The organism is Escherichia sp. WS568, from assembly GCF_046486085.1.
GTDB classification, from domain to species: Bacteria; Pseudomonadota; Gammaproteobacteria; order Enterobacterales; family Enterobacteriaceae; genus Escherichia; species Escherichia coli.
In genome coordinates, this window is the sequence record NZ_JBJQMC010000017.1 from 44,514 (window position 1) to 64,069 (window position 19,556).

Annotated in this window: 17 protein-coding genes; 10 read left to right on the forward strand and 7 right to left on the reverse strand. The window is 50.4% G+C overall.

Features of this window, described 5'->3' with window-relative positions:
* Window positions 1-29 precede the first annotated feature (29 nt).
* Both pyrD and zapC read left to right on the forward strand, forming a co-directional pair.
* Window positions 30-1,040: a quinone-dependent dihydroorotate dehydrogenase gene (gene pyrD, locus ACJHWR_RS17780; RefSeq protein WP_001305914.1), complete on the forward strand. Its 1,011-nt coding sequence runs from the start codon at window positions 30-32 to the stop codon at window positions 1,038-1,040.
* Window positions 1,041-1,213: 173 nt separating this feature from the next.
* Window positions 1,214-1,756 (forward strand): cell division protein ZapC, encoded by a 543-nt coding sequence (zapC, locus tag ACJHWR_RS17785; protein ID WP_001295353.1) that lies wholly within the window; start codon window positions 1,214-1,216, stop codon window positions 1,754-1,756.
* On the opposite strand, the gene ycbX is transcribed toward zapC, so the two are convergent.
* On the reverse strand, window positions 1,753-2,862 hold the full coding sequence (gene ycbX, locus ACJHWR_RS17790) for a 6-N-hydroxylaminopurine resistance protein YcbX (RefSeq protein WP_000224301.1): 1,110 nt from the start codon (window positions 2,860-2,862) through the stop codon (window positions 1,753-1,755). The two genes, zapC and ycbX, sit on opposite strands and share 4 nt — an antisense overlap.
* 97 nt (window positions 2,863-2,959) lie before the next feature.
* On the opposite strand from ycbX, the gene rlmKL reads away from it, so the two are divergent.
* From rlmKL to rmf, 6 genes are all read left to right on the forward strand, one after another.
* Window positions 2,960-5,068, forward strand: coding sequence for a bifunctional 23S rRNA (guanine(2069)-N(7))-methyltransferase RlmK/23S rRNA (guanine(2445)-N(2))-methyltransferase RlmL (gene rlmKL / locus ACJHWR_RS17795; RefSeq protein WP_001086509.1), 2,109 nt, complete (start codon window positions 2,960-2,962; stop codon window positions 5,066-5,068).
* A gap of 11 nt (window positions 5,069-5,079) precedes the next feature.
* Entirely contained in the window at window positions 5,080-6,987 is a 1,908-nt protein-coding gene (locus tag ACJHWR_RS17800) for an ABC transporter ATP-binding protein (RefSeq protein ID WP_000053127.1), read from the forward strand.
* A 129-nt stretch (window positions 6,988-7,116) separates the two neighbouring features.
* Window positions 7,117-8,370 carry a membrane integrity-associated transporter subunit PqiA gene (pqiA, locus tag ACJHWR_RS17805; protein ID WP_000333170.1) on the forward strand — a complete coding sequence of 418 codons (1,254 nt, stop codon included), beginning with the start codon at window positions 7,117-7,119 and terminating at the stop codon, window positions 8,368-8,370.
* A 4-nt stretch (window positions 8,371-8,374) separates the two neighbouring features.
* Window positions 8,375-10,015, forward strand: a complete 1,641-nt coding sequence (gene pqiB / locus ACJHWR_RS17810) for an intermembrane transport protein PqiB (protein WP_000445541.1) — start codon at window positions 8,375-8,377, stop codon at window positions 10,013-10,015.
* Window positions 10,012-10,575, forward strand: coding sequence for a membrane integrity-associated transporter subunit PqiC (gene pqiC, locus ACJHWR_RS17815; protein ID WP_000759094.1), 564 nt, complete (start codon window positions 10,012-10,014; stop codon window positions 10,573-10,575). The genes pqiB and pqiC overlap by 4 nt, the downstream gene beginning before the upstream one ends.
* A gap of 255 nt (window positions 10,576-10,830) precedes the next feature.
* Window positions 10,831-10,998 carry a ribosome modulation factor gene (gene rmf / locus ACJHWR_RS17820; RefSeq protein ID WP_000828648.1) on the forward strand — a complete coding sequence of 56 codons (168 nt, stop codon included), beginning with the start codon at window positions 10,831-10,833 and terminating at the stop codon, window positions 10,996-10,998.
* Window positions 10,999-11,067: 69 nt separating this feature from the next.
* On the opposite strand, the gene fabA is transcribed toward rmf, so the two are convergent.
* Entirely contained in the window at window positions 11,068-11,586 is a 519-nt protein-coding gene (fabA, locus tag ACJHWR_RS17825) for a bifunctional 3-hydroxydecanoyl-ACP dehydratase/trans-2-decenoyl-ACP isomerase (protein WP_000227927.1), read from the reverse strand.
* Window positions 11,587-11,654: 68 nt separating this feature from the next.
* Entirely contained in the window at window positions 11,655-13,415 is a 1,761-nt protein-coding gene (locus tag ACJHWR_RS17830) for a Lon protease family protein (protein ID WP_000156473.1), read from the reverse strand.
* Window positions 13,416-13,600: 185 nt separating this feature from the next.
* On the opposite strand from ACJHWR_RS17830, the gene matP reads away from it, so the two are divergent.
* Window positions 13,601-14,053, forward strand: a complete 453-nt coding sequence (matP, locus tag ACJHWR_RS17835; RefSeq protein WP_000877166.1) for a macrodomain Ter protein MatP — start codon at window positions 13,601-13,603, stop codon at window positions 14,051-14,053.
* 75 nt (window positions 14,054-14,128) lie between these two features.
* Here the strand turns inward: matP and ompA are convergent, their stop codons facing one another.
* Together ompA and sulA are read right to left on the reverse strand one after the other, a co-directional pair.
* A complete protein-coding gene (gene ompA, locus ACJHWR_RS17840; RefSeq protein ID WP_024175778.1) occupies window positions 14,129-15,181 on the reverse strand; it encodes a porin OmpA in 1,053 nt (350 codons plus the stop codon).
* 355 nt (window positions 15,182-15,536) lie between these two features.
* On the reverse strand, window positions 15,537-16,046 hold the full coding sequence (sulA, locus tag ACJHWR_RS17845) for an SOS-induced cell division inhibitor SulA (protein WP_000288710.1): 510 nt from the start codon (window positions 16,044-16,046) through the stop codon (window positions 15,537-15,539).
* 218 nt (window positions 16,047-16,264) lie between these two features.
* Here sulA and sxy point away from each other — a divergent pair, with 218 nt between their 5' ends.
* Window positions 16,265-16,894 (forward strand): CRP-S regulon transcriptional coactivator Sxy, encoded by a 630-nt coding sequence (sxy, locus tag ACJHWR_RS17850; protein ID WP_000839153.1) that lies wholly within the window; start codon window positions 16,265-16,267, stop codon window positions 16,892-16,894.
* Here the strand turns inward: sxy and yccS are convergent.
* The gene (gene yccS, locus ACJHWR_RS17855) at window positions 16,857-19,019 is read right to left on the reverse strand and encodes a YccS family putative transporter (protein WP_000875033.1); all 2,163 of its coding nucleotides are present in this window, start codon (window positions 19,017-19,019) and stop codon (window positions 16,857-16,859) included. The two genes, sxy and yccS, sit on opposite strands and share 38 nt — an antisense overlap.
* Before the next feature lie 9 nt (window positions 19,020-19,028).
* A complete protein-coding gene (locus tag ACJHWR_RS17860; protein ID WP_001261235.1) occupies window positions 19,029-19,475 on the reverse strand; it encodes a YccF domain-containing protein in 447 nt (148 codons plus the stop codon).
* Between the last annotated feature and the right edge of the window lie 81 nt (window positions 19,476-19,556).

Here is a 19,556-nt window from a genome sequence, read left to right on the forward strand (position 1 = left end):
GTTTGCACACCGGGAATCCAGGAGAGTTCATGTACTACCCCTTCGTTCGTAAAGCCCTTTTCCAGCTCGATCCAGAGCGCGCTCATGAGTTTACTTTTCAGCAATTACGCCGTATTACCGGAACGCCGTTTGAAGCACTGGTGCGGCAGAAAGTGCCTGCGAAACCTGTTAACTGCATGGGCCTGACGTTTAAAAATCCGCTTGGTCTGGCAGCCGGTCTTGATAAAGACGGGGAGTGCATTGACGCGTTAGGCGCGATGGGTTTTGGATCTATCGAGATCGGTACCGTCACGCCACGTCCACAGCCAGGTAATGACAAGCCGCGTCTCTTTCGTCTGGTAGATGCCGAAGGTTTGATCAACCGTATGGGCTTTAATAATCTTGGCGTTGATAACCTCGTAGAGAACGTAAAAAAAGCCCATTATGATGGCGTCCTGGGTATTAACATCGGCAAAAATAAAGATACGCCGGTGGAGCAGGGTAAAGATGACTATCTGATTTGTATGGAAAAAATCTATGCTTATGCGGGATATATCGCCATCAATATTTCATCGCCGAATACCCCAGGACTACGCACACTGCAATATGGCGAAGCGCTGGATGATCTCTTAACCGCGATTAAAAATAAGCAAAATGATTTGCAAGCGATGCACCATAAATATGTGCCGATCGCAGTGAAGATCGCGCCGGATCTTTCTGAAGAAGAATTGATCCAGGTTGCCGATAGTTTAGTTCGCCATAATATTGATGGCGTTATTGCAACCAATACCACGCTCGATCGTTCTCTGGTTCAGGGAATGAAAAATTGTGATCAAACCGGTGGCTTAAGTGGTCGTCCGCTTCAGTTAAAAAGCACAGAAATTATTCGCCGCTTGTCACAGGAATTAAACGGTCGCTTACCGATCATCGGTGTTGGCGGCATTGACTCGGTTATCGCTGCGCGTGAAAAGATTGCTGCGGGGGCCTCACTGGTGCAAATTTATTCTGGTTTTATTTTTAAAGGTCCGCCGCTGATTAAAGAAATCGTTACCCATATCTAATTATTTCTTCGAATTCCTCTTTATAAGATAATCAGGGCTTTATTTTAAGCCCTGGTTGTTTTATATTCATCACTGTTGCTTATTTAGACATTTTGTACTTTTATTGTTGAGGTTATTAAGCGAAGCGACAATGGATTGTGTTGCTGCGGTTTTATAGGGTAGGGGAGAGGCAAATGCGAATTAAACCAGACGATAACTGGCGTTGGTATTACGATGAAGAGCACGATCGAATGATGCTCGATTTAGCCAATGGTATGCTATTTCGCTCACGTTTTGCGCGCAAAATGTTGACTCCAGATGCCTTTTCTCCCGCAGGCTTTTGCGTTGACGACGCCGCGCTCTATTTCTCATTTGAAGAAAAATGCCGCGATTTTAATTTATCTAAAGAACAAAAAGCCGAACTGGTGCTTAATGCGCTGGTAGCAATTCGTTATCTCAAACCGCAAATGCCGAAAAGCTGGCATTTTGTTTCCCATGGTGAAATGTGGGTGCCCATGCCGGGCGATGCGGCCTGCGTTTGGTTGAGCGACACTCACGAGCAAGTCAATTTGCTGGTCGTTGAATCTGGCGAAAATGCCGCACTATGCCTGCTGGCACAACCCTGCGTTGTTATAGCGGGTCGCGCGATGCAGCTGGGCGACGCCATCAAAATCATGAACGACAGGCTGAAACCGCAGGTTAATGTTGACAGCTTCAGCCTCGAACAGGCAGTTTAACGCGTCAGCTTAAGTGCAGTCTTCGGTACACAACTACAGCAAAGAATAGTGCCATCATCACCCATTGCTGATTTTTTCAGCGGCGTGACTTCGCCTTCTAAAAGCTGAACACGGCAACTTCCACAAATGCCCGCGCGGCAAGAATAAGGGATACGAATTCCCTGATTTTCTAATTGCTCCAGCAGCACCTGTTGGTTATTTCCACGAAATGCCTGTCCCTGCCAGTCAATATCTACGTTTGCGTCCGGTTGTTGCGTGATGTTGGCAGTATCATCGGCGGCACCTGCGCCGTAAATTTTAGCTGGAGCCGTTGCCAGAATTTCCACCTCATCGCCAACGCGAATCACGCCGCTATTACGGGCAATTAAATTCTGACCAAAATCGACATCGCCGTTATCCTGGGCAGTACGGAAAGATTGCAGCGTTTTTAATGGTTCGCCTGCCGGATGTTTTTGCCCTTTTTCTGGGCTGACGGTGGTGAAAATACAGCGGCTACAAGGCTTAACCACATCAAACACGACATCACCAATGCGAATCACTTTCCAGCTATCTTCTTCCCAGGCCGATGCACCGGAAACCACCAGATTGGGGCGGAATTGCTCCATTTTTACACTGGCCGGACAACGTTGTTGGAGATCACGTAACGAGGCCTCGTTAGCAAGAAGGTAAGGATAACCATCAGCAAATGACAGGGGTACAGTGTTGTGGCGTTTCACGCGCCGGGTCATTTGTGGCCCCACCCAGCGTAATTGCACTTCGCGGGAGAAAAATCCACTTAGCCATTTGTTGATCGCGTCTGGCGCAATTCGCGCGGTAAAATGTGTGCCCCAAACTTCGGTTGGTGCGTCTTGTGTGGCGAAATCAGCAAAACGAACATATGCACTACTGCCATCTGGTGCGGTGAGATGCAAGCCATCATGCACGGGTGAAGGAGTAAACCGTACCATTAGCGGAAACTGGCGAGCGGTAATAAACGTACCGTCAGGTTCCGTGATCATAAAGATGCGATCGAAGGCCAGACCACTGACATCTGCCAGGGTATGTGTAAGACCAATGCCGCGCATCGATTTAACAGGATGAATAAAAAGCCGGGTTAATGTCGCCACGGTGCGGTCCTCAAATGAAAATAAGCCCTCAACTTTATGACATGACGCGCTTATTAGCTATAATGCGCAACAATTTTCTTAGAGTAAAAGTGACGATATGAATTCTCTGTTTGCCAGTACGGCCCGTGGGCTGGAAGAGCTGTTAAAAACTGAACTGGAAAACCTGGGGGCCGTTGAATGCCAGGTGGTTCAGGGTGGGGTCCATTTCAAGGGCGACACACGGCTTGTTTACCAGAGCCTGATGTGGAGCCGCCTGGCCTCGCGTATTATGTTGCCGCTGGGCGAGTGTAAGGTTTACAGCGATTTAGACCTCTATCTCGGTGTTCAGGCGATCAACTGGACAGAGATGTTTAATCCTGGCGCGACCTTCGCTGTCCACTTCAGTGGTTTGAATGACACCATACGCAACAGTCAGTACGGTGCGATGAAAGTGAAAGACGCGATCGTCGATGCTTTCACGCGGAAAAATCTGCCGCGTCCAAATGTTGATCGCGATGCGCCGGATATCCGCGTTAACGTCTGGCTGCATAAAGAAACTGCCAGTATCGCCCTTGATCTCAGTGGTGATGGTTTACATCTGCGTGGCTATCGCGATCGTGCTGGTATTGCGCCGATCAAAGAAACCCTGGCAGCCGCGATTGTTATGCGATCCGGCTGGCAGCCAGGAACACCGCTGCTCGATCCGATGTGTGGTTCCGGTACGTTGCTGATTGAAGCGGCGATGCTGGCGACCGATCGCGCACCAGGCTTGCACCGTGGACGTTGGGGCTTTAGCGGCTGGGCACAGCATGATGAAGCCATCTGGCAGGAAGTGAAAGCAGAAGCGCAAACTCGCGCCCGTAAAGGCCTGGCGGAGTACAGCTCCCATTTCTACGGTTCGGACAGCGACGCACGGGTGATTCAACGTGCGCGCACTAACGCCCGTCTTGCGGGGATTGGTGAACTGATCACCTTTGAGGTGAAAGATGTCGCGCAACTGGCCAATCCGCTGCCGAAAGGGCCGTACGGTACAGTGTTGAGCAACCCGCCATACGGTGAACGTCTGGACAGCGAACCGGCGCTGATTGCGCTGCATAGTCTGCTGGGCCGAATCATGAAAAACCAGTTCGGTGGCTGGAATCTCTCTTTGTTTAGTGCCTCGCCGGATCTGCTCAGCTGCCTGCAGCTGCGTGCAGACAAACAGTACAAGGCGAAAAACGGCCCGCTGGACTGCGTACAGAAAAACTACCATGTTGCCGAAAGCACACCAGACAGCAAACCGGCGATGGCAGCGGAGGACTACGCCAACCGTCTGCGTAAGAACCTCAAAAAATTCGAGAAGTGGGCTCGTCAGGAAGGAATTGAATGTTACCGCCTGTATGACGCCGATCTGCCGGAATATAACGTTGCCGTTGACCGTTATGCCGACTGGGTGGTGGTGCAGGAGTATGCGCCGCCAAAAACTATTGATGCGCACAAAGCGCGTCAGCGTCTGTTCGATATTATCGCTGCAACCATTTCGGTACTGGGGATTGCGCCAAACAAACTGGTACTGAAAACCCGTGAACGCCAGAAGGGCAAAAATCAGTACCAGAAACTGGGCGAGAAGGGCGAGTTTCTCGAAGTCACCGAATATAACGCTCACTTGTGGGTGAACCTGACGGATTACCTCGATACCGGTCTGTTCCTCGATCACCGTATCGCCCGTCGTATGCTCGGTCAGATGAGCAAAGGCAAAGATTTCCTCAACCTGTTCTCTTATACCGGCAGCGCCACCGTGCACGCGGGATTAGGCGGTGCACGCAGCACCACCACCGTGGATATGTCGCGTACTTATCTGGAGTGGGCAGAACGCAACCTGCGTCTGAATGGCTTAACCGGGCGTGCGCATCGCCTGATTCAGGCCGATTGCCTGGCGTGGTTGCGTGAGGCAAATGAACAGTTCGATCTGATCTTTATCGATCCGCCAACCTTTTCTAACTCAAAACGAATGGAAGATGCGTTTGATGTTCAGCGCGATCATCTGGTGCTGATGAAAGATTTGAAACGTCTGCTGCGTGCAGGTGGGACGATCATGTTCTCGAACAACAAACGCGGCTTCCGTATGGATCTCGACGGCCTGGCGAAACTGGGACTGAAAGCACAAGAAATTACGCAAAAAACGCTCTCCCAGGATTTCGCCCGTAACCGCCAGATCCACAACTGCTGGCTGATTACCGCAGCCTGAAAGGAATAGTAATGTCATTAATCAGTATGCATGGCGCATGGCTGTCGTTCAGCGACGCGCCGCTTCTCGATAACGCAGAACTGCATATCGAAGATAACGAACGTGTTTGTCTGGTAGGTCGTAACGGCGCAGGCAAATCGACGTTAATGAAGATCCTCAACCGTGAACAGGGGCTGGATGACGGTCGCATTATTTATGAGCAAGATTTGATTGTAGCTCGTCTGCAACAGGATCCGCCGCGTAACGTTGAGGGTAGCGTTTATGATTTCGTTGCCGAAGGCATTGAAGAACAAGCGGAATATCTGAAACGCTATCACGATCTTTCGCGCCTGGTGATGAACGACCCGAGCGAGAAAAATCTCAACGAACTGGCGAAGGTTCAGGAACAGCTGGATCACCACAACCTGTGGCAGCTGGAAAACCGCATCAACGAAGTGCTGGCGCAACTGGGATTAGATCCTAATGTTGCGCTGTCGTCGCTTTCCGGCGGCTGGTTGCGTAAAGCGGCATTAGGACGCGCGCTGGTGAGCAATCCGCGTGTATTGCTGCTCGACGAACCGACTAACCACCTGGATATTGAAACCATCGACTGGCTGGAAGGGTTCCTCAAAACCTTCAATGGGACAATTATTTTCATTTCCCACGACCGTTCGTTTATCCGCAATATGGCGACGCGCATTGTTGATCTCGATCGCGGCAAGCTGGTGACCTATCCAGGGAATTACGACCAGTACCTGCTGGAAAAAGAAGAAGCCCTGCGCGTGGAAGAATTACAAAATGCCGAGTTCGATCGCAAACTGGCGCAGGAAGAGGTGTGGATCCGCCAGGGGATCAAAGCGCGCCGTACCCGTAATGAAGGCCGCGTACGCGCCCTGAAAGCAATGCGCCGTGAACGTAGCCAGCGCCGTGAGGTCATGGGGACGGCAAAGATGCAGGTGGAAGAAGCCAGCCGCTCCGGAAAGATCGTTTTCGAAATGGAAGACGTTTGCTACCAGGTTGACGGTAAGCAACTGGTGAAAGATTTTTCTGCCCAGGTTCTACGTGGCGACAAAATTGCCCTGATTGGCCCGAATGGGTGCGGCAAAACCACGCTGCTGAAACTGATGCTCGGTCAGCTTCAGGCGGACAGCGGGCGTATTCACGTTGGCACCAAACTGGAAGTGGCTTATTTCGATCAGCACCGTGCGGAACTGGATCCCGATAAAACGGTGATGGATAACCTTGCCGAAGGTAAGCAAGAGGTGATGGTTAACGGCAAGCCACGCCACGTATTGGGCTATTTGCAGGACTTCCTGTTCCATCCGAAACGGGCGATGACGCCGGTACGTGCGCTTTCTGGCGGTGAGCGGAACCGCTTGCTGCTGGCGCGTTTGTTCCTCAAACCAAGCAACTTATTGATTCTTGACGAACCGACCAACGATCTTGATGTCGAAACGCTGGAACTGCTGGAAGAACTGATCGACAGCTACCAGGGCACGGTATTGCTGGTAAGCCACGATCGTCAGTTTGTCGATAACACCGTTACAGAATGCTGGATCTTCGAAGGCGGCGGTAAAATTGGTCGTTATGTCGGCGGTTATCATGATGCCCGTGGTCAGCAAGAGCAGTATGTGGCGCTCAAACAGCCTGCGGTGAAAAAAACCGAAGAAGCCGCCGCGGCAAAAGCAGAAACTGTAAAACGCAGCAGTAGCAAACTAAGCTATAAATTGCAGCGCGAACTGGAGCAGCTACCGCAATTGCTTGAAGATCTGGAGGCGAAGCTGGAAGCCCTACAGACGCAGGTGGCGGATGCTTCCTTCTTCAGTCAGCCCCATGAGCAGACACAAAAAGTGCTCGCTGATATGGCTGCTGCAGAGCAGGAGCTGGAGCAAGCCTTTGAACGCTGGGAGTATCTTGAAGCGTTAAAAAATGGTGGCTGATCGCAAAATAGTCGATTTAAACAGAGACAGCTGACAACGGTAAAATTGCCTGATGAACTGGGTTTATCAGGCATGAAAACCAACACTTTGTTCGTCATCTGTAAAATAGCGCATCATTAAGGAGTACCAATGTGCGAACATCATCATGCCGCGAAGCACATCCTGTGCTCGCAGTGTGACATGCTGGTGGCGTTACCGCGCCTTGAGCATGGTCAGAAAGCGGCATGTCCCCGGTGTGGCACAACGTTAACCGTGGCGTGGGATGCCCCTCGGCAGCGTCCCACCGCCTATGCGTTGGCTGCACTGTTCATGCTGTTGCTGTCCAACTTGTTTCCTTTTGTGAATATGAACGTTGCGGGAGTCACCAGTGAAATTACATTACTGGAAATTCCCGGCGTGCTTTTTTCTGAGGACTACGCCAGCCTCGGCACCTTTTTCCTGTTGTTTGTGCAACTGGTTCCCGCGTTTTGTCTGATAACCATTCTGTTACTGGTGAATCGCGCGGAATTACCGGTCCGTTTAAAAGAGCAACTGGCACGGGTGCTTTTTCAACTCAAAACCTGGGGAATGGCGGAAATTTTCCTCGCGGGAGTGCTGGTCAGTTTCGTTAAACTGATGGCCTACGGCAGCATTGGTGTCGGCAGTAGCTTTCTCCCCTGGTGTTTATTTTGTGTCCTGCAACTGCGCGCCTTTCAGTGCGTTGATCGTCGCTGGTTATGGGACGATATCGCCCCGATGCCAGAACTGCGCCAGCCGCTAAAACCTGGCGTCACGGGGATACGTCAGGGGCTGCGTTCTTGCTCCTGTTGTACGGCAATCCTTCCTGCTGATGAACCCGTATGCCCGCGCTGTGGTACTAAAGGGTACGTTCGGCGTAGAAACAGCCTGCAGTGGACACTCGCGCTGCTTGTAACGTCCATCATGCTGTACCTTCCGGCTAATATTTTGCCCATCATGGTGACGGATTTATTAGGCTCGAAGATGCCATCGACGATTCTCGCTGGGGTCATCCTGTTATGGAGCGAAGGATCTTATCCCGTCGCTGCGGTTATCTTTCTGGCCAGTATTATGGTGCCAACGTTAAAGATGATCGCCATAGCGTGGTTGTGTTGGGATGCCAAAGGGCATGGCAAGCGCGACAGTGAAAGAATGCATTTGATTTATGAAGTTGTTGAGTTTGTAGGCCGCTGGTCGATGATTGACGTTTTCGTTATCGCGGTGCTCTCGGCGCTGGTGCGTATGGGAGGTTTAATGAGTATTTATCCGGCAATGGGTGCATTAATGTTTGCTTTAGTCGTCATAATGACAATGTTTTCTGCTATGACGTTTGACCCGCGTTTGTCGTGGGATCGTCAACCTGAATCAGAGCATGAGGAGTCCTGACAGTATGGAATCTAATAATGGGGAAGCCAAAATCCAGAAAGTGAAGAACTGGTCTCCCGTGTGGATATTTCCTATCGTCACGGCGCTCATTGGGGCCTGGGTTCTTTTTTATCATTACAGCCATCAGGGGCCGGAAGTGACCCTGATCACCGCGAATGCGGAAGGAATAGAAGGTGGTAAAACCACCATTAAAAGCCGTAGCGTTGACGTCGGCGTGGTTGAAAGCGCCACACTGGCTGATGATTTGACGCACGTTGAAATCAAAGCGCGGCTGAATTCCGGTATGGAAAAATTGCTGCATAAAGATACCGTCTTTTGGGTGGTGAAACCGCAGATTGGTCGAGAAGGGATTAGCGGCCTGGGAACGCTGCTGTCTGGGGTTTATATCGAACTGCAGCCAGGCGCAAAAGGCAGCAAAATGGATAAATACGATTTGCTGGACTCGCCACCGTTGGCCCCGCCTGATGCGAAAGGTATCCGTGTGATTCTCGATAGCAAAAAAGCCGGGCAGCTCTCGCCAGGAGATCCCGTGCTGTTCCGTGGCTATCGGGTAGGTTCGGTTGAAACCAGCACCTTCGATACGCAAAAACGCAATATCAGCTATCAACTGTTCATCAATGCACCTTATGACCGACTGGTGACCAGCAATGTTCGCTTCTGGAAAGATAGTGGCATTGCGGTTGATTTGACGTCAGCGGGAATGCGTGTGGAGATGGGCTCATTGACAACGCTGCTTAGTGGCGGTGTCAGCTTTGATGTGCCGGAAGGTCTGGATTTAGGGCAGCCAGTGGCACCGAAAACAGCTTTCGTTTTGTATGATGATCAGAAGAGCATTCAGGATTCGTTGTACACCGATCACATTGATTATCTGATGTTCTTTAAAGATTCGGTACGCGGTCTGCAACCGGGAGCTCCGGTAGAATTCCGGGGTATTCGCCTGGGTACCGTAAGCAAAGTGCCATTCTTTGCGCCGAATATGCGTCAGACATTTAACGATGATTACCGTATTCCGGTACTGATTCGTATCGAGCCAGAGCGGCTGAAAATGCAGCTTGGAGAAAATGCGGATGTTGTTGAGCACCTTGGCGAATTGTTGAAACGTGGTTTACGCGGATCGCTGAAAACCGGAAACCTGGTCACTGGCGCACTGTATGTTGATCTCGATTTCTATCCAAATACGCCTGCAATAACCGGTATTCGTGAATTTAATGGTTATCAGATTATCCCGACCGTTAGCGGCGGTCTGGCGCAAATCCAGCAACGACTGATGGAAGCGTTGGATAAGATCAACAAACTGCCATTGAATCCGATGATTGAACAGGCAACCAGTACGCTTTCTGAAAGTCAGCGCACAATGAAAAACCTGCAAACGACGCTGGATAGCATGAACAAGATCCTCGCCAGCCAGTCGATGCAGCAGTTACCGACGGATATGCAGTCAACGTTGCGTGAATTGAATCGCAGTATGCAGGGCTTCCAGCCTGGCTCCGCAGCCTACAACAAGATGGTGGCGGATATGCAGCGACTTGATCAGGTGTTGCGAGAACTGCAACCGGTGCTGAAAACGCTCAACGAGAAGAGTAACGCGCTGGTATTTGAAGCGAAGGACAAAAAAGATCCAGAGCCGAAGAGGGCGAAACAATGAAAAAGTGGCTAGTGACGATTGCAGCACTGTGGCTGGCCGGATGCAGCTCCGGCGAAATTAATAAAAACTATTACCAGTTACCTGTGGTGCAGGGCGGTACACAAAGTACCGCCAGCCAGGGTAATCGCCTGTTATGGGTAGAGCAGGTCGCTGTTCCTGACTATCTGGCGGGAAATGGTGTGGTTTATCAAACCAGTGATGTGAAGTATGTGATTGCCAACAACAACTTGTGGGCCAGCCCGTTGGATCAACAGTTGCGCAACACTCTGGTTGCCAACCTGAGCACGCAACTGCCCGGCTGGGTGGTTGCCTCCCAGCCTCTGGGAAGCGCCCAGGATACGCTCAATGTTACCGTAACGGAGTTTAACGGGCGATATGATGGCAAGGTCATTGTCAGTGGTGAATGGCTGTTGAACCACCAGGGACAACTGATCAAACGTCCGTTCCGTCTGGAAGGGGTGCAAACTCAGGATGGTTACGATGAGATGGTTAAAGTACTGGCCAGTGTCTGGAGTCAGGAAGCCGCTTCTATTGCGCAAGAGATAAAGCGTCTACCTTAATTATAAAGATTTGTAAATATAACCGCCTCCGGTATGTTGCCTGAGGCGGTTTTTTTGTCTCTAACGTGCGGAAAAAGTTGTTCCTCTTCACATTTTTTGTACAACTGACATGCCCGTGTAGCTCACAAATATGACAGTGGCGTGAATTTTGCGCATTGACGGCAGTTATGATTCGCGGTATTGCTTAACTGTGATTGCACATTTAGTAATCACTGTTTTCTTTTCCACCAGAAACCAGTATGAGGGAAACGAGGCATGAAGAGACAAAAACGAGATCGCCTGGAACGGGCACATCAACGTGGTTATCAGGCCGGCATCGCCGGACGCTCAAAAGAAATGTGTCCCTATCAGACGCTGAATCAAAGGTCACAATGGCTGGGAGGCTGGCGAGAAGCCATGGCGGACAGGGTAGTAATGGCCTGATTCTGTCTCTTTAAAAAGAAACCTCCGCATTGCGGAGGTTTCGCCTTTTTATACTCTGTCTGATTATTATCAGAAGGCAGACGTATCCTGGAACAGACCGACTTTCAGGTCGCTGGCGGTATAGATCAGACGACCATCAACCAGCACTTCGCCATCTGCCAGACCCATAATCAGACGACGATTAACAATGCGTTTAAAGTGAATACGGTAGGTTACTTTTTTCGCTGTCGGCAGTACCTGACCAGTGAATTTCACTTCGCCAACGCCCAGCGCGCGGCCTTTACCTTCGCCGCCCAGCCAGCCGAGGTAGAACCCTACCAGCTGCCACATTGCGTCCAGGCCCAGGCATCCCGGCATAACCGGATCGCCAATGAAGTGGCATCCGAAGAACCACAGATCCGGATTGATATCCAGCTCTGCTTCAACATACCCTTTGTCGAAGTTACCACCCGTTTCGGTCATTTTGACCACACGGTCCATCATCAGCATGTTCGGTGCTGGCAATTGCGGGCCTTTAGCGCCAAACAGTTCACCGCGACCAGAGGCAAGAAGGTCTTCTTTTGTATAGGATTCGCGTTTATCTACCATGTTCTCTGTAAGCCTTATTTTATTGAAGCACGCAGGATAGCTAACACGTGTACGCTGAACAAGTCCGATCAGTTCGGAATAAACCAGTTCAGCCAACGTAATGGCCATGGAAAACGGTGACGTCCTTCCTGTTGCGATGCTTGTGCGATACGTTCCTGGATGGTTTGCATCAGCGTCGTTTGGCCTTCGCCATCCCACACCAGATTTAATAATAACGGCAGTGCGTCAGTCACATCGTCTACTGCCCAGATGGTGAATTTGCCTTCTTCTACCGCTTTCACCAGTTCACTGTGAAGACTTAAATGGCGAACGTTAGCAGTGGGGATAATGACACCTTGTTTCCCCGTTAACTCACGTTGCTGGCAAATAGCAAAGAAGCCTTCGATTTTCTCATTTAAACCACCGACTGGCTGGGCGCGACCGAACTGATCGACTGAACCTGTGATAGCGATACTCTGATTCACCGGCACATCGGCGAGGGCGCTGATCAGGGCGCAGAGTTCAGCCATCGAGGCACTATCGCCATCCACTTCACTGTATGACTGCTCAAATGTCAGCGATGCTGAGAAGGGGATCTGTTGCTCAAGCTGTAGTTCCGACATCAGGAACGCTTGCATGATCATCATCCCTTTCGCATGGATATTGCCGCCAAGCTCCGCTTTGCGTTCGATGTCGGTGAATTCACCATCGCCAATATGCACAACGCAGCTAATGCGAGAAGGTTCGCCAAAAGCGCGTGGATGACCCGGAAATTCAATGACCGAAAGGGCGTTAATTTGCCCGATGCGTTCGCCTTCGGTTTCAATCAGGATTTGCTCCTGAAGGATCTCATCCTGCATGCGTTCAGCGAGGAAACCTTCACGCCATTCACGCTGCTGCAGCATTAAGTTTAGCTGCTCGCCGGAGAAGGTGTCGCCATCGCACAGGGAGGCGACCTCTTTACACTGGCGGAGGATCCACTGCGGGCTAAGCGGAAGTGTTTCTTGTTCACCGGTGTAGCGGGCTGCTTCGCGGATAAGTACTGGCCAGGCATCCGCTCCCGGTGCAGGTAAGTGATTATGTCTTGCGGTCAATGTTACCCAGCGACACCACTGGCTTACTGACTCCGCATCGACAATCTGCAGAGTATCTTCAAATTCGCTATAAATAGCCTGCTCTGAAAGCTCTGGTTCCATCTCCTGGAAATCAGCCAATGATTCACGTTCGCCTACCAGAATGACTTTCAGCTTCAATGGCATCGAAGGCACAGAGACGGGGAGAGGGCGCGACTCATCAAACGCAACCCAGTCAAAACGCTCGCGGTTAACGATATTTTTCAGCCGCATCCACAGCAGAGGTTGCGCCAGCAGTGTACGCAAAGAGATGATGAGAATACCGCCATTTGCCTGATGCACCAGACCAGGCTGCAGGGTAATGTCGCCATTAAACTGGCGCAGGCAGCCAAAGAGTTGTTCCGCTTCTACCCAGTCGGCAGCGACAACTTGCGTTAAAGTCGCAAAATTATCATCTGCACTCACTGCGTTACGTAAGCGGATGGTGTGCCCGGAAACCTCATAGTGACAGCCCACCAGTTGGCCTGCATCGCTTTGTAGCGCACGCGCGGCATCGGCAATAAGATTCAGATACTCAGACTCTTCCGGGGCCTTCGCCAGCATAAAAGAGGAGGATGCTCGCGTATGCAGCAACTGCTCCAGCGCAAATTGCAGTCGCGGTTGAGTATCACTGAATAAAGGATCGTTTTCGTCAATCAAATGTGGCTGAGCAAATATTTCCTGATAGCTATCGGTATCAGGAACCAGGTCACGCCATGCAAGTTTCGTAATGGTCAAAGTTGATGTTTTTTAGTCTGTTGTCAAAGCCGCGATTATACCGTAACCGGCACTGCAGCACACGTAGAAAGCACCGACAATACTCCTGGCATGGGCGTTAAAGCTCACAGGATGGAGATTCTTTTCTTCACTGGCCCAAAAAGCTGATATTCTGTAAAGAGTTACACGGTAACATTGAGATCGCTATGAAATATCAACAACTTGAAAATCTTGAAAGCGGTTGGAAATGGAAGTATCTGGTGAAGAAGCATCGCGAAGGGGAGTTAATCACCCGTTACATAGAAGCCAGTGCCGCCCAGGAAGCCGTCGATGTGTTGCTCTCGCTGGAAAATGAACCCGTGCTGGTAAATAACTGGATTGATAAGCATATGAATCCGGAACTGGTCAATCGCATGAAGCAGACCATTCGGGCCAGACGGAAGCGCCATTTTAATGCGGAACACCAGCATACGCGCAAAAAATCGATCGATCTGGAATTTATTGTCTGGCAACGTCTGGCTGGTCTTGCGCAGCGTCGCGGTAAAACGCTTTCTGAAACGATTGTTCAGCTGATTGAAGATGCGGAAAACAAAGAGAAATACGCGAATAAAATGTCTTCTCTGAAGCAGGATCTGCAGGCATTGCTGGGTAAGGAATAACTGTCAAAAGTCACTTCAATTTACTAAAGGCGAAAAAAAACCCCGCAGCTGCGGGGTTTTTTACCAGACGAGAACTTAAGCCTGCGGCTGAGTTACAACGTCTTTGATACCTTTAACTTCGATCTCTACGCGACGATCCGGAGCCAGGCAGTCGATCAGTGCAGCACGCTGTTTCACGTTGTCACAGGTGTTGCCAGTAACCGGGTTGGATTCGCCCATACCACGTGCGGAGATTTTGTCTGCCGGGATACCTTTAGAGATCAGGTAATCAACAACGGACTGAGCACGACGCTCGGACAGAGCCTGGTTGTAAGCGTCAGAACCGATGCGGTCGGTGTAACCCAGAACAACTACGGAACCGTCTTTCGGATCCAGGTTGCTCAGCTGGCTGTACAGCTGATCCAGAGCAGCCTGACCTTCCGGTTTCAGGGTTGCTTTGTTGAAGTTGAACAGAACGTCAGACTTCAGAGTGAAGTGCTTGGTCTGTACTTCCGGTGCCGGAGCTGGAGCCGGAGCAACTACTGGAGCTGCTTCGCCCTGACCGAAACGGTAGGAAACACCCAGGCTCAGCATGCCGTTGTCCGGACGAGTACCGATGGTGTGTGCGTCACCGATGTTGTTGGTCCACTGGTATTCCAGACGGGTAGCGATTTCAGGAGTGATCGCGTACTCAACACCGCCAGCGAAGACCGGAGAAACGCCGGTGTCGTGGTCTTTAGTGGATGCGCCACCAGGTACGTTAGACTTGGTGTCTGCACGCCATACCATACCACCCAGACGAGTGTAAACGTCCAGATCGTCAGTGATTGGGTAACCCAGTTTAGCGGTCAGCTGAACGCCCTGAGCTTTGTATGCGCCGTTGATGTTGTCGCCTTTGTACGGCATACGACCTAACCAGTCGTAACCCATTTCAAAGCCAACATACGGGTTAACCTGGTAACCACCAAAAGCACCTGCACCCAGTTGGTTTTCGTGGGTCGGACCATTGTTAGGAATAAAACCAGTGTCATGGTACTGGGACCAGCCCAGTTTAGCACCAGTGTACCAGGTGTTATCTTTCGGAGCGGCCTGCGCTACGGTAGCGAAACCAGCCAGTGCCACTGCAATCGCGATAGCTGTCTTTTTCATTTTTTGCGCCTCGTTATCATCCAAAATACGCCATGAATATCTCCAACGAGATAACACGGTTAAATCCTTCACCGGGGATCTGCTCAATATTAACTCTACCGATATCTTCGGCTTATGCCGAGCACCCCTGGCGATGTAAAGTCTACAACGTAGTTGAAAACTTACAAGTGTGAACTCCGTCAGGCATATGAAAAAAAAGTCTTGTATAAGGTACGTTTAATCTTTTTTGTCAGCGACAATTTACAGAAGAAAATCGCGGAAACCGCTTCAGACAAGCCTCTGCAAGGAAAATTAGTCACGACTGAAAGCATTGGCTGGGCGACAAAAAAAGTTCCAGGATTAATCCTAAATTTACTTAATGATACAAATTAGAGTGAATTTTTAGCCCGGAAAGTTGTCTCGTTGCGTGAGAGGAAGCGCTTACCGGACGCATAATAAACCCCATAGCGTTACCTTCATTTGCCGCATCAACAAGTTCAGCATGCTCTTCTTCAGTCAAATCATCTGCCAACCAACCGATCACCACACTGTAATTGCCCGTGCGTAAAGCGCGAACCATTGACTCCACGGTGTGGCAAGGGGAGAGCTGGCTAATCTGCATTACTTTCGTTAAGGGTAGCCCAGATGCCTGAACCCATTCGCGACTCAGTTTTTGTTGCGGTGTTAACCAGAGTTGCCAGCGCGATTGCTGACCGAGTTGCTGTAACAATGGCAACAGTAGAAGTTGCGTCATCATGGGCTGATCTTCGCGATAGACAACTTCACTGATAAGCCCGGCTGTAGTGTTTTCCGTAGAGACACGCGCAATTTTACTTGCTGCGGATGAGAACGACGAAGAACGATGTGCATAGCCTGAAGTGTACATAATCAATCCAGCCCCTGTGAGTTACTGTATGAATGTACAGTACATCCAGTGACAACAAAGATCAACCCTATTTTCGGAAAGAGCCTCGCAAATTTTGTCGTTGGTGACGGGAAAACATAAATTAATCTTGCCCCTTAAGAATAAGTTGCCTATTTTCGTAGTTAACGGATCCGTTAATGTGAATCATTCTTTTATGTTATGATTTTAAAAGGAATTTTATGAAAAGCCTCTCCTATAAGCGGATCTATAAATCACAAGAATACCTGGCAACGTTGGGCACAATTGAATACCGATCATTGTTTGGTAGTTACAGCCTGACTGTTGACGACACGGTGTTTGCGATGGTTTCTGATGGTGAGTTGTATCTTCGGGCTTGTGAGCAAAGTGCACAGTACTGTGTAAAACATCCGCCTGTCTGGCTGACATATAAAAAGTGTGGCCGATCCGTTACCCTCAATTACTATCGAGTTGATGAAAGTCTATGGCGAAATCAACTGAAGCTGGTGCGTCTGTCGAAATATTCTCTCGATGCAGCGCTGAAAGAGAAAAGCACGCGCAATACCCGGGAAAGACTGAAAGATTTGCCCAATATGTCTTTTCATCTGGAAGCGATTCTCGGGGAGGTGGGGATTAAGGATGTACGGGCGTTACGTATACTTGGGGCAAAAATGTGTTGGTTGCGACTGCGGCAGCAAAACAGTCTGGTGACAGAAAAGATTCTGTTTATGCTTGAAGGGGCCATTATCGGCATTCATGAAGCTGCGCTCCCGGTGGCTCGCCGCCAGGAGCTTGCAGAATGGGCTGACTCTCTTACGCCGAAACAGGAGTTTCCTGCGGAACTTGAGTAATCTGGCGTTGCAGACGACCAATCTCTGGCAGTAATGCAATCAATAACCCAACTTGTTGTACGACCAGAGGTTCTTTGCTGTCTGCCCGTGGTTCAAGTTGCTGCATCCGCTGTTTCAGGCCAGCTAATGCCTGATTGACGCGTTCTTCATCAGCAGGTTGATGATGTAACGCGTCATCAACATAGCAAACTGCGTCATCAAGAAACGCCAGAATTTCAGGATTAGTTAACTGCTCCCGGTGAGCACCGAGGGCTGAGATATAGCTGGTAAACGTATGGTTAAGGCACAGCAACCGAAACGCGGCCTCGCGAATTTGCGGGGTAACGTTCGGCTCGCTGGACATATTTGATACCACCGACGCCAGTTCAGCATCACGGTTGTGTGCATCGCGGCGGGCAATACGATACGCCAGACGGTTATCACGCCCCTGATGGTATTGCTCCAGTATGGCATCGAGATAGCGACAGTTGGCCTCGGTGGCACGTTCGAGCATGCGCGGCAGATTGCGAAACTTCCAGTCAGGCCAGATGTAGCTCACCGCCGCCCACGCAATGGCACAACCAATCAGCGTATCGATTACGCGAGGTAACGCCACTTCAAAACCTTCACCCAGCAAGTTAAAACAAAGTAGCACCAAAAGTGTGATGAACATCGTTGCATGGGCATATTGCACGTTACGGAAGGCAAAAAAGAGCACGCCGGTAATAACCAGCAGCACCAGCTGCCCTTCCAGTGACGGCACAAACCACAGCACAGGAATGCCAATCGCGATACCTACCAGCGTACCAATAATCCTTAATTTCAGGCGGTGGCGCGTGGCGTTATAGTTTGGCTGGCAGACAAACAAACTTGTCAGCAAGATCCAATACCCGTGATGCAGTCCGGTTATCTGAATGATGGCGTAGCCGAAGCACAACACCAGCGACATTCTTACCGCATGACGGAAGAGGGCGGATTCCGGCGTGAAGTGACGGCTAAGACGCAGCCAGATATCACTCAATCCGTGCGGGCTGTCATCAGCGAGCTCATTTTCGTCATCATTATGGGGCAGTGCCTGGGCCTGTTCTGATTCAATTGTTGCCAGTTGGGCATCAATGGCACGTAAATTGTTCAGTAAAAATCCCAGTGTTTTGAGTAAATCAGCAGGCGCGCCGTTATCGCGCATCCGCTCCAGCGCAGCATCAATATGCGTAAAAGCGCGCTCAAAATGCGGATCATGTTGATAAGGCTGACGCAGCAAAATACAGCGTGACAGTTGCTGGCACGCCTGGCCCTGCATCGACATCAGCCGCTGAAAACGGAACAGCACGTCGCTGTGGCGAAAATGTTCACGCAATGTTTGATACTGAATATGAGAAGAGCTGGCACGCTCGTGAATATCCTGCGCGACAAAGTAATAATGCAGTGTGCGACGCGTTCCCCGTTGACCACGATCGCCACGTAAGCGGGTCAGCAGCGAGAGTTTCGTCTGATTCAATGTCGCCATCAGCTGACCGTTGGCGAGAGCCAAATCGTACAGCGGTGCCTGGCTTTCATCTTCAATATCAGGATCAAACATGCGCGACTTGAGCTCAAGATAACGCGCCAGTTGTTCATAGCAACGCGCCAGGTTGTCCTGCAGCGGGCGGACCGGGAACAGTAGATGACCAATAAGTGTCAGGACGTTGTACCAGACGGCACCGGCCAGCAGATACATCGGCTGCTGATACCAGTGCTCATACAGTGACGTCCCCAACATAGTGTAAATGGCGATCAGTAACGCACCGAAGGCAATTGTTGCATAGCGTTGACCCAGACCGCCGAGCAAAATGAAGCCGCTGGTTGAGAGCGTTAAGCCAATCGCAAATAGCCAGGGCCAGGGAAACAGCAGTTCTACTGAGGCCGAGGCGATAAAAAAGCAGAACAGCGTAATGATGAGGTTACGCAAACGTCCCGCCAGTCGGTCATCGAGATCGGTCAGCGCCGCTGCCACCATCCCCAGCGTCAGCGGAATCGTCAGTTTTACATCACCCAGCCACCACGGAAACGCTGTGGTTCCACAAAGCGCAATAAAAATACGCGCGTAATACAGCCAGGCGCTGTTCCAGGTATAGCGTTTGAGCAAAGGACTTAGCATAAAGGCCATATTAGTGGATTATTCAAAACGACGACGTGCATTGGCTTCACGCGCAGCTTGCGCTGTTTCTACCGATACCACGCGACGACCGACCGGCCATAGTGCAATAGCGGCAATTTTAAAGTTCGCAATGCCGACAGGAATGCCAATGATGGAAATACATTGTGCGATGCCCGTTGCAATGTGCATCAGGCATAACCACCAGCCAAAGAAAATCAGCCAGAAAATATTCAATACCGTACCGCCAGTATTTAGCAGCACATTTTTGCCAGCCGGGTTCAGTTCATCGACATGAATAGCTTCATTGCCATAAGGCACCAGAGACAGTTTAGTGATCTCCCAGCAGGATCGTGTCAGCGGTAAGGTAAAAATCAGCACAATACTGACCAGAGTCGCCAACAGCCAGCCCAGAGTGGTGGCAAATCCGCCAAGCACAAAGTTCAGAATGTTCAAAACGGTACGCATAAAACCTCGCTTTACTGTGGTTTTCAGTAATGGGCGGCAATTGTAACGTTTTTTTGGGCTGGAGCACGTTTTCTCTGACGG